This is a genomic window from Bradyrhizobium sp. CER78, from assembly GCF_029846235.1.
Lineage (GTDB): Bacteria > Pseudomonadota > Alphaproteobacteria > Rhizobiales > Xanthobacteraceae > Bradyrhizobium.
Genome location: NZ_JARVWP010000006.1, coordinates 455552 through 470061 on the forward strand (window position 1 = coordinate 455552; position 14510 = coordinate 470061).

The following is a 14510-nucleotide window of genomic DNA, read 5'->3' on the forward strand; positions in this document are numbered from 1 at the left end:
GCCGCAATCGTCTGTGCACAGCGGAATGTCGGTCGCGCCACGCGGCTTCGGCCGATACGTCTATTCATCCCTGAGGAAGACGGGCAGCGACCGGTCGAGCCTTGCCGCAACCAGCGTGCACGTTTTCTCGCGAAGCGCGGTGCTGTTCGATGCCGCGGCAGGAGGATCGGGAAACAGCGCGTTGTCGATCTGGGTCAGCGGATCCTCGGTGAGCCGCAGTCCGTCACCGAACGTGGCTTTGAGAAGCGCGAGCCGCCGGTCGACCTTCTCGTATGTCCTCCCGTCCAGCAGGCTGACCGAGATATTCGCGAACAGGTGTGCTTGCCTCGCCAGGCTGCCGAGACCGCGGCTGTAGGCGCCGATGCCGTTGATGGTCAGGTTGGTCCCGGACAGTTGGGCCTTGTAGCGGGTGACGACGAGGTAGCGTTCGCAATTCGCATTGGCCGTGATGCTCCGTACAATCGCCGGCAGGTCTTCGGCCGGATCGCGGATCAGCCGCGATTTCGGATTGTAGAACGGCTCGAACGCGCCGCGCGGATAGCCGATCTTGCGGATCGAGGGATCGGTGCCCATCACGGCGCGCACGCGCGCGAGGACGATATCGTCGAGCCCCCAATTGTCGATCGGGACCTCGTCGTTCTCGGTTTCGAACACCGTCAATCCGAATTTGTGGACCGCGAAACGGTCTCCGATCGCCGAGATCACGCCCAAACTGCACGGTCCGGATTCCGTCGGCGCTGCTCTGCTGTCCGATTTCGCCTTCGGTGCGGCTGTCTTCGCCGTGGGCTTCTTGGTGGCGGGCTTGGCGGCTTGTGGCGCAACGGCAGGCGCGGACGTCGAGGGAGACTGAGCCCATCCCGTCGCGGCGAAGCATGAGACGAGGAGGGCGACGGCGAAGTTGCGGTACATGGCTCGGTAAGCGGAAGTTGATCGGACTGCTACGGCAAACTAGAGCGTGCAGCCGCCGCCCGCAAGCGAACGCCGAATCTCTATTGCTTCGTCCACCGGTAGTACTTCATCATCAGCCCGTTCAGCGGGTTGATCTTCTCCTCCTCGTACAAGAAGCCCTCGCGTTCATACCAACGCCACGCCTTCTCGTTTCCGCGCGCGCATTTCAGCCAGATCTCGTCGGGCATCTGCTCGCGTGTGAAGGCAAGCAGATGGCGCCCGATGCTCCTGCCCTGATAGTCGGGGGCGACGAACAGTTGATCGAGATAGTGACCGGAGATGTGCAGCGCCAGCATGCCGGCGAGCGTCCCGTTGTCGTCGGCGACGAACAGGCTCCAGCCCTGCGCGATCTCGTGGCGCACGCGCTCGCGCAGATTGGCGAGCAGGGCATCATTGGCTTCGGCGACGCCGGTCGTGGCCCAACTCTCCATCCAGACGCGGGCGATCTCGTCATATTCGTCCGGCCGCGCGGCGCGGATCACCAGTGGCGTCATCGTTGATCTCTCGGGCTGCGATGCGTCTCGCGTGGAAGCGCGGTACGTTACCGTGGCTCTCAGCCTACAGGAGGGATGACGCAGCGGGCGAGCTTCGCGATCCTGCTCATATGCCGGACGCGCTGACCAAACAAAAAGGGCGGCCTTTCGGCCGCCCTTCGTCGTTTCGTTTCAGGCAGGCTTACTCGCCGGCGGCTTCGCGCGGCGCCGGAGCGTCGCTCTTCTGCTTGGCTTCGAGGTCCTCGCCGGTCTCCTGGTCGACCGCCTTCATCGACAGGCGGGTCTTGCCGCGATCGTCGAAGCCGAGCAGCTTGACCTTGACCTTGTCGCCTTCCTTGACGACGTCGGAGGTCTTCTGCACGCGGTTGGCCGCAAGCTGGCTGATGTGGACGAGGCCATCCTTGGCGCCGAAGAAGTTCACGAACGCGCCGAACTCCATCACCTTGACGACGGTGCCTTCGTAGATCTGGCCGATCTCCGGATCGGAGGCGATCGACTTGATCCACTTGATCGCGGCCTTCATCGCCTCGCCGTCGTTGGAGGCGACCTTCACGGTGCCGTCGTCCTCGATGTTGACCTTGGCGCCGGTCTTCTCGACGATCTCACGGATCACCTTGCCGCCGGTGCCGATCACTTCACGGATCTTGTCGGTGGCGATCTTGAAGGTCTCGATGCGCGGAGCGTATTCGCCGAGCTCGGCGCGCGCCGCGGTCAGGGCCTTGGCCATCTCGCCGAGGATGTGGATGCGCCCTTCCTTGGCCTGGCCAAGCGCCACCTTCATGATCTCCTCGGTGATGCCCTCGATCTTGATGTCCATCTGGAGCGAGGTGATGCCCTGGTCGGTGCCGGCGACCTTGAAGTCCATGTCGCCGAGATGATCCTCGTCGCCGAGGATGTCCGACAGCACCGCGAAGCGCTGACCCTCGAGGATCAGGCCCATGGCGATACCGGCGGTCGGCCGCTTCAGCGGCACGCCGGCGTCCATCAGCGACAGCGAGGCGCCGCAGACCGAAGCCATCGAGGACGAGCCGTTCGACTCGGTGATCTCGGAGACCACGCGGATCGTGTACGGGAACTCGTGATGCGGCGGCAGCACCGGATGGATCGCGCGCCAGGCGAGCTTGCCGTGGCCGATCTCGCGGCGCTTGGTGCCGCCGAGGCGGCCGGTTTCACCGACCGAGTAGGGCGGGAAGTTGTAGTGCAGCAGGAACGTTTCCTTGTACGTCCCCGACAGCGCGTCGATGTACTGCTCGTCCTCGCCGGTGCCGAGCGTGGTGACCACCATCGCCTGGGTTTCACCACGGGTGAACAGCGCCGAGCCGTGGGCACGCGGCAGCACGCCGGCTTCGGCGATGATGTTGCGCACGGTCTTGACGTCGCGGCCGTCGATCCGCTTGCCGGTGTCGAGGATGTTCCAGCGAACGATCTTGGCTTCGAGTTCCTTGAACACGGCGGCGACGCGGAGCTTGTCGTATTTCGGCTCCTGGCCTTCCGGGAAGAAGTGCGCCAGCACCTTCTCCTTGACGGCGCCGACCGCGGCATAGCGTTCCTGCTTGACCGGGATCGCGTAGGCCTTGCGGAGGTCCTGCTCGGCAAGGCCAAGCATTTCCTTCTCGATCTCCGAATTGTCGATCGTGGTGACTTCGCGCGGCTCCTTGGCGGCCTTCTCGGCCAGCTCGATGATCGCGTTGATCACGGGCTGGAAGTGGCGGTGGCCGAACATGACCGCGCCGAGCATCACGTCTTCGTTGAGTTCCTTGGCTTCCGACTCGACCATCAGCACGGCGTCGGCGGTGCCGGCGACGACGAGGTCGAGCTGGGTCTCGGTCATCTCGTCTAGCGTCGGGTTGAGGATGAATTCGTCATTGGCAAAACCAACGCGGGCGGCGCCGATCGGGCCCTTGAAGGGCGCACCCGACAGCGTCAGCGCGGCGGAGGCGGCGACCAGCGACACGATGTCCGGATCGTTCTCCATGTCGTGCGAGAGAACGGTGACGATCACCTGGGTCTCGTTGCGCCAGCCATCGACGAACAGCGGACGGATCGGACGGTCGATCAGACGGGAGACCAGCGTCTCCTTCTCAGTCGGACGGCCCTCGCGCTTGAAATAGCCGCCGGGAATGCGGCCCGCGGCGTAGGTCTTCTCCTGGTAGTCGACCGTCAGCGGCAGGAAGTCGACGCCTTCGCGCGGCGCCTTCGCCGCGACGACGGTGGCAAGCACCACGGTCTCGCCGTAGGTCGCCATCACGGCGCCGTCGGCCTGGCGGGCGATCTTGCCGGTTTCTAGTTTGAGGGGACGTCCACCCCAGTCGATCTCGACGGAATGCGAATTGAACATTTCGGTTTCTTTCATGGTTTCACGAAAGCACGGCGCCCTGAAACACAAAGACCATGCCAAGACGGCGAGACACTGACGCGCTGCTGCGGTCAGCATCCGGCGATCCTGCCATGGTCCCTGGATTTCGGATGGCGTCCATCCTTTCGGTCATCTGGGCATCTTGCCCGGTCCAGCGGCCGGATTGCTGCTGGACGCTAGTTGGCATGGCGCGACTGCCATGCGGCGCATGATCATCTTTCGACAATTCGAAAGCCCGGGTTCACGGACGACCATGCGAAAACGCGCGCGAACCTTCGCGCGCGTGCTTCTCAAATCAACGACGGATGTTGTGCTTTTCGAGCAGCGCCTTGTAGCGCGCCTCGTCCTTGCGCTTGATGTAGTCAAGCAGGGAGCGACGCGTCGACACGAGCTTCAGGAGGCCGCGACGTGAATGGTTGTCCTTCACATGGCTCTTGAAGTGCTCGGTGAGGTTATTGATGCGTTCCGACAGGATCGCGACCTGAACCTCGGGCGAGCCGGTGTCGCCGGCTTTGGTGGCATTCGTCTTGATGACTTCCGCTTTGCGCTCTGCGGTAATCGACATCGTCAGTTACTTTCATTGTTGCGAGCCGGACCGGCAGTCAGTCCGTTCAGGTTGAACACGCGCTTGGGGATGAGTTCGCCATTGCCAATTTCAGCAAGCGCGAGAAGCCGGCCTGCCACCGTGACATAGACTGTGCCGCTAGTATTGGGCGCATCCCGTCCGCGCAACAAAACGGCCTGGCCCCTGTGGAGCCTTGCCGCATCAGCCCGTGTGACGGCCAGTGCCGGGATGTCGTCCAGCGCGGTCTCAACGGGCAAAAGCGCGTCGGCGAGGCTGCCCTCGCCAGACGCGGCTCTATTGCATAAAGCCTCCAACTGTTCCAGCGGAATCATGTCCGCTTCGGTAAACGGACCGACCAGGGTCCGCCGCAGGGCGCAGATATGGCCGAAACAACCCAGAATCCGGCCCATATCGCGGGCCAGGGCCCGGACATAGGTTCCCTTGCCGCACTCGGCCTCGAACACGGATTGTCCGTTATCTCCATGTTCTACAAGGGTTAATTCGTGAATCTCGACCGGGCGAGGCTTCAATTCCACGGTCTCGCCGTCGCGCGCCAGATCGTAGGCCCGCTCGCCCTGGACCTTGATGGCCGAATATTGCGGCGGGATCTGCTCGATCACCCCGGTGAAGCGCGGCAGCAGCTGGCGGATCGAATCGGCGGTCGGCCGCTCGTCGCTGGTCCTGACCGGCCGCCCCTCGGTGTCGTCAGTGTCGCGCTCCTCGCCCCAGCTGACCGTGAAACGGTAGCGCTTGCGGCCGTCCATCACGAACGGCACCGTCTTGGTGGCTTCGCCCAGCGCGATCGGCAGCCCGCCGGAGGCGAGCGGATCGAGGGTGCCGGCATGGCCGGCGCGCTTGGCCTGGAACAGGCGCTTGAGCACGGCGACCGCCTGCGTCGAGGTCATGCCGATCGGCTTGTCGAGCACCACCCAGCCATGGACGTCGCGCTTGTCGCGGCGCGGCTGCTGGTTCTGCTTGCCCTGCTTCTGGCGCGGGTCGTTGTTGGTGCGGCGCGCATCGTCGCTGCGCCGGCCGGCAAAAGCATCCCGCTCAGCGTCGCGCGCGTCGGCATCCTTCGCGTCGATAACGCTGTTGGTCGTCATCACAGTCATTCCTCGTCGTCCGAATCGGGTGCAAGGTCTCGCTGCACCGCAGGTGTCCGCAGTAGTTTCTCGATGCGCGCCGCCTCGTCGAACCGCTCGTCGACGCGGAAGCGAATGTCGGGTGCAAATTTCAGATTGACGCGGTGCGCGATCTCGCCGCGAAGGAACTTCTTGTTACGCTCGAGCGCTGTGATCACCGTGTCGGTGTCGCGGCCGCCGAGCGGCATCACGTAGATCGTCGCGAGCTTCAGGTCCGGCGACATACGCACCTCGGGCACGGTGATGATGTGGCCTTCGAGATCGGGATCGTGGACCTCACCCTGTGACAGAATCTCGGCAACCGCATGGCGAACCGTTTCGCCGACGCGCAGCTGACGTTGCGAGCCGCCCGGGCTGGAACTCTTCTTTTGACGGGGCATGACCTTCTTCCAAAACCGTCGCGCCCGCAGGCCGTGGCCGCGGGCATCAATGTCCTAGCTTTGCTTTCAATCGGGCAATGCGCGGGTGGCCGGACTAAACGTCCGGCCACGTCATCGCATTTCAGTTAAATGGACCCAACGCTGAGCTTCGTAAGATTTGGACTTACAGAGAGCGCTGGATCGTCTCGATGCGGTAACATTCGATCACGTCGCCGACACGCATGTCGCCATAGTTCTCGAATGCCATGCCACACTCCTGGCCGGAGACCACTTCCTTCACTTCATCCTTGAAGCGCTTCAGCGTCGACAGCTTGCCTTCGTGCACCACGACGTTGTCGCGGATCAGGCGAACGTTGGCGCCGCGTTCCACGGTGCCGTCGGTGACGCGGCAGCCCGCGACCTTGCCGACCTTGGAAATGTTGAACACTTCCAGGATCTGCGCGTTGCCCAGCATGGTTTCGCGCAGCGTGGGCGCGAGCAGGCCGGACATCGCCTTTTTGATGTCATCCACGAGGTCGTAGATGATGTTGTAGTAGCGGATCTCGATGCCGTTGCGCTTGGCCGCGGCCGCCGCTTCCTTGTTGGCGCGGACCGAGAAGCCGATGATCGCGGCGTTGAAGCCTTCCGCCAGCGTGACGTCGGACTCCGAGATGCCGCCGACGCCGGCATGCAGGATGCGGGCGGCGACTTCGTCGGTGCCGAGCTTCTCGAGCGAGCCCAGGATCGCTTCCAGCGAGCCCTGCACGTCGGCCTTGACGATCAGCGGGAACTCCTTGCGGCCCGCGGTCTTGAGCTGCGACATCATCTGCTCGAGCGAGCCGCGCATGCCGGAGATCGAGGCGGCGGCGTTCTCGCGCTTCTGGTGCGCGCGGTAGCTCGTGACCTGACGGGCGCGGGCTTCATTCTCGACGACGGCGAGACGGTCGCCGGCTTCCGGCGGGCCGTTGAAGCCGAGCACCTCGACCGGCACGGACGGACCGGCCTCTTCGAGATTCTCGCCCTGGTCCGAGATCAGGGCGCGGACGCGGCCCATTTCGGCGCCGGCCACGATGATGTCGCCGACGCGCAGCGTGCCGCGCTGCACCAGCACGGTCGCGACCGGACCGCGGCCACGATCGAGCTTGGCTTCAATCACGGTGCCTTCCGCCGGACGCTCCGAATTGGTCTTCAGGTCGAGGATTTCGGCCTGCAGCGCGATCATCTCGAGCAGCTTGTCGAGATTGGTCTTGTTCTTCGCCGAGACCTCGACGTCGACGACGTCGCCGCCGAGCGATTCGACCTGCACCTCGTACTGCAGCAATTCGGTGCGCACGCGCTCCGGCCGCGCATCGGGCTTGTCGATCTTGTTGATCGCCACGATCATCGGCACCTTGGCCGCCTTGGCGTGGTTGATCGCTTCGATCGTCTGCGGCATCACGCCGTCATCGGCCGCGACCACCAGCACGACGATGTCGGTGACCTTGGCGCCGCGGGCGCGCATCGCGGTGAACGCGGCGTGGCCGGGCGTGTCGATGAAGGTGATCTTGGTGCCGCTCTCGGGCGACAGCACCTGATAGGCGCCGATATGCTGGGTGATGCCGCCGGCTTCGCCCGACACCACGTTGGCGTGGCGCAGCGCGTCGAGCAGCGAGGTCTTGCCGTGGTCGACGTGACCCATGACGGTGACGACGGGCGAGCGCGGCTCGGTATCGGTGGAATTGTCGACGACGTCGAACAGGCCCTCTTCGACGTCGGACGCGGCGACGCGCTTGACGCTGTGGCCGAGCTCTTCGGCGATCAGCTGCGCGGTGTCGGCATCGATCACGTCGGTGATCTTGTGCATCGCGCCCTGCTTCATCAGCATGCGGATGACGTCGACCGCGCGCTCCGACATGCGGTTCGCGAGTTCCTGGATCGTGATCGCTTCCGGGATGGTGACTTCGCGGATCAGCTTTTCCTTGGGTTCGTTCGACGCATGACCCTTCAGGCGCTGGGTGCGGCGGCGGAACGAGGCGATCGAGCGCTCGCGGACGTCATCGGCGTTGAGCGCAGTGGTCAGGGTGAGGCGGCCACGCTCCTTCTGCGGACCGGGCTTGTGGGTGGTCTTCGGAGCCGCGGCGGGGCGCACGGCGCCGCCGGGCCGTCGCACCAGGCGCGGACCCTCGTCTTCGTCCGGCCCGGCCGCAACCGCCGCCGGCCTCGGCGCAGCGGCCGGTGTGCGCACGGTGGTCGTGGTCGCAGGGCGGGCAGCGGGTGCGCGGGCGGCCGGGGCAGATGCAGCAGCGGCCGGCTTGGCCGGTGCAGCAGCGGCCGGCGGCGCGCCGGGCTTGGCCTCACCTTCGCCGAAGCGGCGCTTGGCCTCGACTTCGGCCTTGCGCTTGGCCTCTTCCTCGTGGCGATGGCGCTCCTCTTCCGCCTTGCGGCGGGTTTCAGCGGCCTCGCGCTCTGCCTTCTCGGCAGCTTCGCGGACGGCACGGCGCTTGGCTTCCTCTTCGGCCTGGCGGCGCTCCTCGATGTCGCGCTGACGGGCGTCGGCAAGCGCGTTGGCGCGCGCCGAACGCTCATCCTCGGTCAGGGTCGGCAGCACCACGCCGGAGCGGGTGTTACGCGGCGGCTGGCCCGACGACGGAGCTGCGGGGCGGCCGAGCGGCGGCTTGGCGACAGGCGGCGGCGCGGCCGCGGGCTTTGCAACCACGGGCTCCGGCGCATGCGCCTCGCCGGGACCATCGCCACCGACGCGGCGCTTGCCGCGCTTCTCGACCACGACCTGCTTGGTCCGGCCGTGGCTGAAGCTCTGGCGCACGGTGCCCGTCTCGACGCGCGGCTTCAGCGACAACGTCTTGCTCGGGACACTCAAAGTCTTGTCGCCAGGGGTCTTGGTATCAACCATTCAGCAGTCCTAATCTCGTTTCGCTGTGCGTTTGCCGCACAAATCGTTCAACCTGTCGTCGTTTGCTGAGCATGATCCGGTCGGAAAGACGGCGTCCGCCTTCCTGGATCACGCTCTGGAATTTCTGGCCGCTTCGGCGGTCTTGTCGTCGTCGGCCATCCGGTATCGGACCAGCATCTGGCAGCGCGACAGGAACGTCTTGCTCGCTGGGCCCGCGAGCAGCGCAGCATGTATCACATTTGACCGCCCAAGTGCCAAATCCAATTCTTCCGACGTCAAAACATTGACGATGGCGATTACCGGCGATTCACCACGTTTTTCGCCCCTTTGCCTGACGATAGCGTCCAATTTGCGGATTCCGTCCGCTGCGCCGTCGGAAGCGTGGATCAGGGCTGCAGTTTCGTTCCGGTTGAGTGCGTCCTCGACCTTGCCGAAGCCCGCGACGACCTGACCGGCCTTGGCGGCCATCGCCAGGGCCTCGGTGACGCTGCGCACCAGGAGTGCGTCGGTGTCGGTGGGGAGGGTCGGCGCGACACGGACATCGCGCTTGAATCCCTTGCTAAATTGGTGACGGCGGACCGCTTCCGCAACGCTGCGCCGCGATGCGGAAACCCATAATCCGCGGCCGGGCAGCTTGCGCTTCAGATCCGGGATCACCTCGCCCGTGGGCGCGACGACGAACCGGATCAGCTCGTCGATCGGACGCACCTCGCGGCTGACCGCGCACATCCGCGTGGTCGCGGACTTCTGCGTCCGCGGTCCATCGTCGAGATCGGGGTCAGCCTGAGCGAGCATCCGTGTGCCATCTCCTTACGATGCCGCTGTTTCTGCTTCGGCGGCGTCGGCCTCCTCGGCAGGCTTGGCGAGGTCGGCCTCGGTGATCCAGCCGGCCTTGAGGCGGGCCTGCATGATCATGGCCTCGGCCTCGTCGCGCGAGATCTCGATGCCATCGAGGAACCCGGCATGCTTGGTCGGCTCGCCGCCTTCCTTGCGCTCGGTCCAGCCGACCAGATCGTCGGTGGCGCAGCCGGCGAGATCCTCGACGGTCTTCACGTCGTTCTCGCCGAGCTTCACCAGCATCTTGCCGGTGATGCCGGGGACGTCCTTCATGGCGTCCTCGACGCCGAGTTCCTTGCGCTTGGCCTCGAGCTCGGCCTCGAGCTGTTCCAGATATTCGCGGGCGCGGGTCTGCAGCTCGGTCGCGGTTTCCTCGTCGAAACCCTCGATGCCGGCGAGTTCCTTGACGTCGACCAGCGCGAGTTCCTCGACCGAGGTGAAACCTTCGGAGGCGAGCAACTGGCCGACCACTTCGTCGACATTGAGCGCTTCCATGAACACGCGGGTCGAGTTCTCGAAGTCGGCCTGGCGGCGCTCCGACTCTTCCTGCTCGGTCAGGATGTCGATGTCCCAGCCGGTCAGCTGCGAGGCGAGGCGGACGTTCTGGCCGCGGCGGCCGATCGCCAGCGACAGCTGGTTGTTGGTGTCGGGAACCACGACCTCGATGCGCTCGCGGTCTTCGTCGATCACGACCTTGGCGACTTCAGCGGGCGCCAGCGCGTTGACGACGAAGGTTGCGATGTCCGGCGACCACGGAATGATGTCGATCTTCTCGCCCTGCAGCTCGTTCACCACGGCCTGCACGCGCGAGCCGCGCATGCCGACGCAGGCGCCGACCGGGTCGACCGAGGAATCGCGCGAGATCACGCCGATCTTGGCGCGCGAGCCGGGATCGCGGGCGACCGCCTTGATCTCGACGATGCCGTCATAGATTTCCGGCACTTCCTGCGCGAACAGCTTCGCCATGAACTGCGGATGGGTGCGCGACAGGAAGATCTGCGGACCGCGGGTCTCGCGGCGGACGTCGAAGATATAGGCGCGGACGCGGTCGCCGTTGCGGAACACTTCGCGCGGCAGCATCTCGTCGCGGCGCACGATCGCTTCGCCGCGGCCGAGGTCGACGATCACGCTGCCATATTCGACGCGCTTGACGATGCCGTTGACGATGTCGCCGATGCGGTCCTTGAATTCCTGGTACTGCCGGTCGCGCTCGGCCTCGCGCACCTTCTGCACGATCACCTGCTTGGCCGACTGCGCCGCGATGCGGCCATATTCAAGCGGCGGCAGCGTGTCGGCGATGGTGTCGCCGACCTGGGCGCCCGGATTGGCGCGCTGCGCATCGAACAGCGAAATCTGGTTGGAGGAGTTCTCGACCACGTCGACCACCAGCATGTGGCGCGTCAGTCGCAGCTCGCCCTTCTTGGCGTCGATCTCGGCATGGACGTCGGTCTCGCTGCCGTAGCGGGCGCGGGCGGCCTTGGCGATGGCGTCTTCCATCGCCGCGATCACGATGGAGCGGTCGATCGACTTTTCGCGCGCAACTGCGTCTGCGATCTGCAGCAGTTCGAGTTTGTTGGCGCTGACTGCCATGGCTTAGTCTCCTTCGAATGGATCGATCTCGCCACGGCGCGCGCGCTCGGCGGCCAGGCGGTGCTTTTTCGTGTTGGTCGGAGCCGGCTTCTTGCCGGTCGTGTGACCAGGCTTGGGCTTCGGTTTCTGGCTCTTCGCCGGATCGCTCTTCTTGGCGTGGGCCGGCTGCGGCGGCGCAAGGCCGAGCTCGCGGCGCAGCTCGCGCTCGGCGGCCTTGCCGCGGCGCATCGATTCCTCGATCAGCTCGTCGGTCAGCACCAGCCGCGCATCCGAGATGTCTTCCATCACCAGCAGGACTTCAGCGTCCTCGGTCGGGCGCGGATCGTCGCGTTTGACGCGCACCGCATTGCCTTCGACGCCGGCGAGCAGGCCGCGGAACCGCTTGCGGCCCTGATGCGGCACCGCCATCTCGATCTTCACCAGATGGCCGGTGTAGCGCTCGAAATCGGAGCGGCGCACCAGCGGGCGGTCGATGCCGGGCGAGGAGATTTCCAGCCGGTAGGCGCGCTCGATCGGGTCGGCGACATCGAGCACCGGCGACAGCGCGCGCGAGATCGCCTCGCAATCCTCGAGCTGCATTGAGCCGTCCGGCCGCTCCGCCATGATCTGCACAGTGCAGCCGGCATCGCCCGAGACCTTGATGCGCACCAGGCGATATCCCATGCCCTGCAGCACCGGCACCGCGACCGCGGCGACGCGCGCCGCGACCCCGGGCTCGACGACGAGCCTGGGCTCGGCGAGCAGTTCGGTGTCCACGGACGTGGCGGTCGGGTCGGTCATATCGAGTGTCAAAGGCTGTCTAGGTCTAAGGGTTGGGTCTGTTGTGTTGTTCGGGTGGCCTTAAGGGGCCGCTAACGCTACCCAAACTGGACTCGGCCTCGCTGGGTCCCGTCAGGTAATAAAAAAGAGCGGGTCCCGGGGGGCCCACTCTCCTACGCGATCGTATGAGATACCATAAGTTGCGGTGGATATAGCCCTTTTGCAGAGGTCCGGCAAGGCCTCCCTTCCCGGCGGAGGCCGATTTTGCCCCTCCCCGGGTGCAGGTTTGACCTAACCCTCCGTTTACGAACGGGGCCATAGATTGCCGAAAATCGGCAGAAGCGGCCGGTTGGACAAGGCTCATGACGACAGCCCCCGCGCTGATCCCGGAACTCGACGACATCGTTCGCCGCGGCGACCCCAAGCGCCGCGCCGAGGCCGCGCGGCGGCTCGGCGAATTGTTCCTGCAGGGTGCCGCGAGCTTTCGCCCCGACCATATCGACCTGTTCGACGGGGTGCTGACCAGCCTGGTACCGCATGCCGAGCTTGCGGCGCGGATCGATCTCGCCGAACGGCTCGCGCCGCTCGCCAACGCGCCGCGCCATCTGGTCGGGCAACTCGCCCGCGAGGACGAGGTCGCGATTGCGGGGCCGGTGCTGCGCCACTCTCCGGTGATCGACGAGAAGGTGCTGGTCGAGATCGCCAATGCCAAGGGCCAGGGCCATCTGCTGGCAATGGCCGAGCGTTCCAAGCTTTCGACCGCGCTGACCGATGTCATCGTCCGCCGCGGCGATCGCGACGTGATCCGATGCGCGGCTGGCAATGCGGGCGCCGCATTCTCGGACGCATCCTTTACGACGCTGGTGCGGCGCGCCGGCCAGGACGGCGTGCTGACGCTGGGGATCGGGCGCCGTGACGATCTCCCGCCCGCGCATCTGAAGAGCCTGCTGGCCGGCTCGATCGACGTGATCCGTCGCCGCCTGCAAGTCGTCGCCAAGCCGGAACGGCAGGCCGAGATCAAACTGGCTCTGAACGAGATCGAGGGCGTCGTCGCGCAGGTCGAGGGTCGCGATTTCGCCGCCGCCCAGCGCACGATCCTGGCGCTGCATCGCGCCGGCGAGTTGAACGAGGCCGCGGTGGCAGGCTTCGCAAAGGCCTTCAAATACGAGGAATGCGTCGCCGCGCTCGCCGCGATGACCGCAGTGAAGATAGTCACGCTCGATCGCCTGATCGCCGGCGATCGCTACGATCCGATCCTGATCGCCAGCAAGACGATCGGCTTCGAATGGCCGACCGTGCGTGCCCTGATCCTGATGCGGCTCGGGCCGAACCGCGTGCCGTCACCGGCCGATATCGAAGGCGCGCGGGTGAACTTCGTGCGCCTGATGCCATCGACTGCGCAGCGCGTCGTGGATTTCTGGAAGTCGCGGTAGTTCAAGTGCCAATATTCGAACCCGTCATCCTGAGGAGCGCCGCAGGCGCGTCTCGAAGGATGCATGGCCGCGCTGTTGCAGCCGGGCCGTCGTGCTTCGAGACGGCCGCTGTGCGGCCTCCTCAGCATGACGGATCACAATGCGTGCTTCCCAAACCCAAAATCGTTCCGCTATGCTTTCCGCAAGGCGCGACACAGCGCCAACGGAGAGATCGCCATGCTGACCGACGCCGACATCCAATCGCACGCCGAGCGGATCCGCGATGACGGATACACCGTGATCGAGCGCGCCGCCTCGCCTGACCTGGTCGAGGGATTGAAGGCAGCGGTCGAGCGGATCGAGCGCGAGCACAATCTCGGCCTTGCCCGGACATCGTTCGAGGGCTTCAAGACGCTGCGCATCAACAATCTCCTGACCTATGACGAGCTGTTCTGGGAGGTGCCGCTGCACGACAGCGTGCTGCCGGTGGTCGAGCGCGTGCTGGACCGGGAGTGCCTGCTGTCGTCGTTCTGCTCGCTGGTGCTCGGCCCCGGCCAGGAGGCGCAGCCGATCCACGAAGACACTCAATTGATCCCGCTGCCCCGGCCGCACATCCCGATCACGATCAATGCGATCTGGGCGCTGTCCGATTTCCGCGACGACAATGGCGCAACGCGGATCATCCCGGCGAGCCACAAATTCGATTCGTCGCCGGAATACGGCAAGGATTACGACGCGGTCACCGCGACCATGCCGGCGGGCAGCGTGATGCTGTTCGACAGCGCGCTGTGGCATGGCGGCGGCGCCAACACCAGTGACGCCAGGCGCTTTGCGTTCTCCTGCGCCTATTGCTGGGGTTGGATGCGGCAGCAGGAAAACCTGCAGCTCGGCATCCCGCGCGAGACCGCGGCGCGCTTTCCGCGCCGCTTGCAGGAATTGTGCGGATACAGCGTCTACAAGGGCCAGTTCGGCCACATCGACAATCACGATCCGATCGAACTGCTCGGCCGCGAGCGCGGCAAGCGGATGGTGTGGGAGGCGACCGACGTCAGGAAGGCGCGGATGGCGGAAGAGAAGGCATAGTATCTATCTGTCATTCCGGGGCGATGCGTTAGCATCGAACCCGGAATCTCGAGGTTCCCCGGGGCGCAATTGCGC

The 14510-nt window shown here is 65.3% G+C and carries 12 protein-coding genes; 2 read left to right on the plus strand and 10 right to left on the minus strand.

Translation table 11 applies throughout. The features are described from left to right. Window positions 1-60: 60 nt before the first annotated feature. From QDT69_RS16280 to rimP, 10 genes are all read right to left on the minus strand, one after another. On the minus strand, window positions 61-705 hold the full coding sequence (locus tag QDT69_RS16280; protein ID WP_279707488.1) for a hypothetical protein: 645 nt from the start codon (window positions 703-705) through the stop codon (window positions 61-63). Window positions 706-989: 284 nt separating this feature from the next. After that, the gene (locus tag QDT69_RS16285) at window positions 990-1442 is read right to left on the minus strand and encodes a GNAT family N-acetyltransferase (RefSeq protein ID WP_279707489.1); all 453 of its coding nucleotides are present in this window, start codon (window positions 1440-1442) and stop codon (window positions 990-992) included. A gap of 181 nt (window positions 1443-1623) precedes the next feature. Beyond that, window positions 1624-3780 (minus strand): polyribonucleotide nucleotidyltransferase, encoded by a 2157-nt coding sequence (gene pnp / locus QDT69_RS16290; protein ID WP_279707537.1) that lies wholly within the window; start codon window positions 3778-3780, stop codon window positions 1624-1626. A gap of 313 nt (window positions 3781-4093) precedes the next feature. Then, window positions 4094-4363, minus strand: a complete 270-nt coding sequence (rpsO, locus tag QDT69_RS16295) for a 30S ribosomal protein S15 (RefSeq protein WP_050406190.1) — start codon at window positions 4361-4363, stop codon at window positions 4094-4096. Between the two features lie 2 nt (window positions 4364-4365). Further along, window positions 4366-5475 carry a tRNA pseudouridine(55) synthase TruB gene (gene truB / locus QDT69_RS16300; protein WP_279707490.1) on the minus strand — a complete coding sequence of 370 codons (1110 nt, stop codon included), beginning with the start codon at window positions 5473-5475 and terminating at the stop codon, window positions 4366-4368. Next, a complete protein-coding gene (rbfA, locus tag QDT69_RS16305) occupies window positions 5472-5885 on the minus strand; it encodes a 30S ribosome-binding factor RbfA (RefSeq protein WP_021082643.1) in 414 nt (137 codons plus the stop codon). The genes truB and rbfA overlap by 4 nt, the downstream gene beginning before the upstream one ends. A gap of 163 nt (window positions 5886-6048) precedes the next feature. Further along, window positions 6049-8754: a translation initiation factor IF-2 gene (infB, locus tag QDT69_RS16310; RefSeq protein ID WP_279707491.1), complete on the minus strand. Its 2706-nt coding sequence runs from the start codon at window positions 8752-8754 to the stop codon at window positions 6049-6051. A gap of 108 nt (window positions 8755-8862) precedes the next feature. After that, complete coding sequence (locus QDT69_RS16315) at window positions 8863-9549, minus strand: RNA-binding protein (protein WP_279707492.1); 687 nt, start codon at window positions 9547-9549, stop codon at window positions 8863-8865. Window positions 9550-9564: 15 nt separating this feature from the next. Beyond that, complete coding sequence (gene nusA / locus QDT69_RS16320) at window positions 9565-11181, minus strand: transcription termination factor NusA (protein ID WP_050425393.1); 1617 nt, start codon at window positions 11179-11181, stop codon at window positions 9565-9567. Between the two features lie 3 nt (window positions 11182-11184). After that, entirely contained in the window at window positions 11185-11961 is a 777-nt protein-coding gene (gene rimP, locus QDT69_RS16325; RefSeq protein WP_279707493.1) for a ribosome maturation factor RimP, read from the minus strand. Window positions 11962-12302: 341 nt separating this feature from the next. Between rimP and QDT69_RS16330 the strand changes: the two genes are divergently transcribed. Beyond that, a complete protein-coding gene (locus tag QDT69_RS16330) occupies window positions 12303-13373 on the plus strand; it encodes a DUF2336 domain-containing protein (protein ID WP_279707494.1) in 1071 nt (356 codons plus the stop codon). A gap of 216 nt (window positions 13374-13589) precedes the next feature. Beyond that, window positions 13590-14435 carry a phytanoyl-CoA dioxygenase family protein gene (locus QDT69_RS16335; protein ID WP_279707495.1) on the plus strand — a complete coding sequence of 282 codons (846 nt, stop codon included), beginning with the start codon at window positions 13590-13592 and terminating at the stop codon, window positions 14433-14435. The last annotated feature ends 75 nt before the right edge of the window (window positions 14436-14510 follow it).

Coding starts and splice junctions, on each gene's coding strand:
- infB (WP_279707491.1), bottom strand. CDS start 8,754: ATGGTTGATACCAAGACCCCTGGCGACAAGACTTTGAGTGTCCCGAGC.
- QDT69_RS16335 (WP_279707495.1), top strand. CDS start 13,590: ATGCTGACCGACGCCGACATCCAATCGCACGCCGAGCGGATCCGCGAT.
- rbfA (WP_021082643.1), bottom strand. CDS start 5,885: ATGCCCCGTCAAAAGAAGAGTTCCAGCCCGGGCGGCTCGCAACGTCAG.
- QDT69_RS16315 (WP_279707492.1), bottom strand. CDS start 9,549: ATGCTCGCTCAGGCTGACCCCGATCTCGACGATGGACCGCGGACGCAG.
- truB (WP_279707490.1), bottom strand. CDS start 5,475: ATGACTGTGATGACGACCAACAGCGTTATCGACGCGAAGGATGCCGAC.
- nusA (WP_050425393.1), bottom strand. CDS start 11,181: ATGGCAGTCAGCGCCAACAAACTCGAACTGCTGCAGATCGCAGACGCA.
- rimP (WP_279707493.1), bottom strand. CDS start 11,961: ATGACCGACCCGACCGCCACGTCCGTGGACACCGAACTGCTCGCCGAG.
- QDT69_RS16285 (WP_279707489.1), bottom strand. CDS start 1,442: ATGACGCCACTGGTGATCCGCGCCGCGCGGCCGGACGAATATGACGAG.
- pnp (WP_279707537.1), bottom strand. CDS start 3,780: ATGTTCAATTCGCATTCCGTCGAGATCGACTGGGGTGGACGTCCCCTC.
- rpsO (WP_050406190.1), bottom strand. CDS start 4,363: ATGTCGATTACCGCAGAGCGCAAAGCGGAAGTCATCAAGACGAATGCC.
- QDT69_RS16330 (WP_279707494.1), top strand. CDS start 12,303: ATGACGACAGCCCCCGCGCTGATCCCGGAACTCGACGACATCGTTCGC.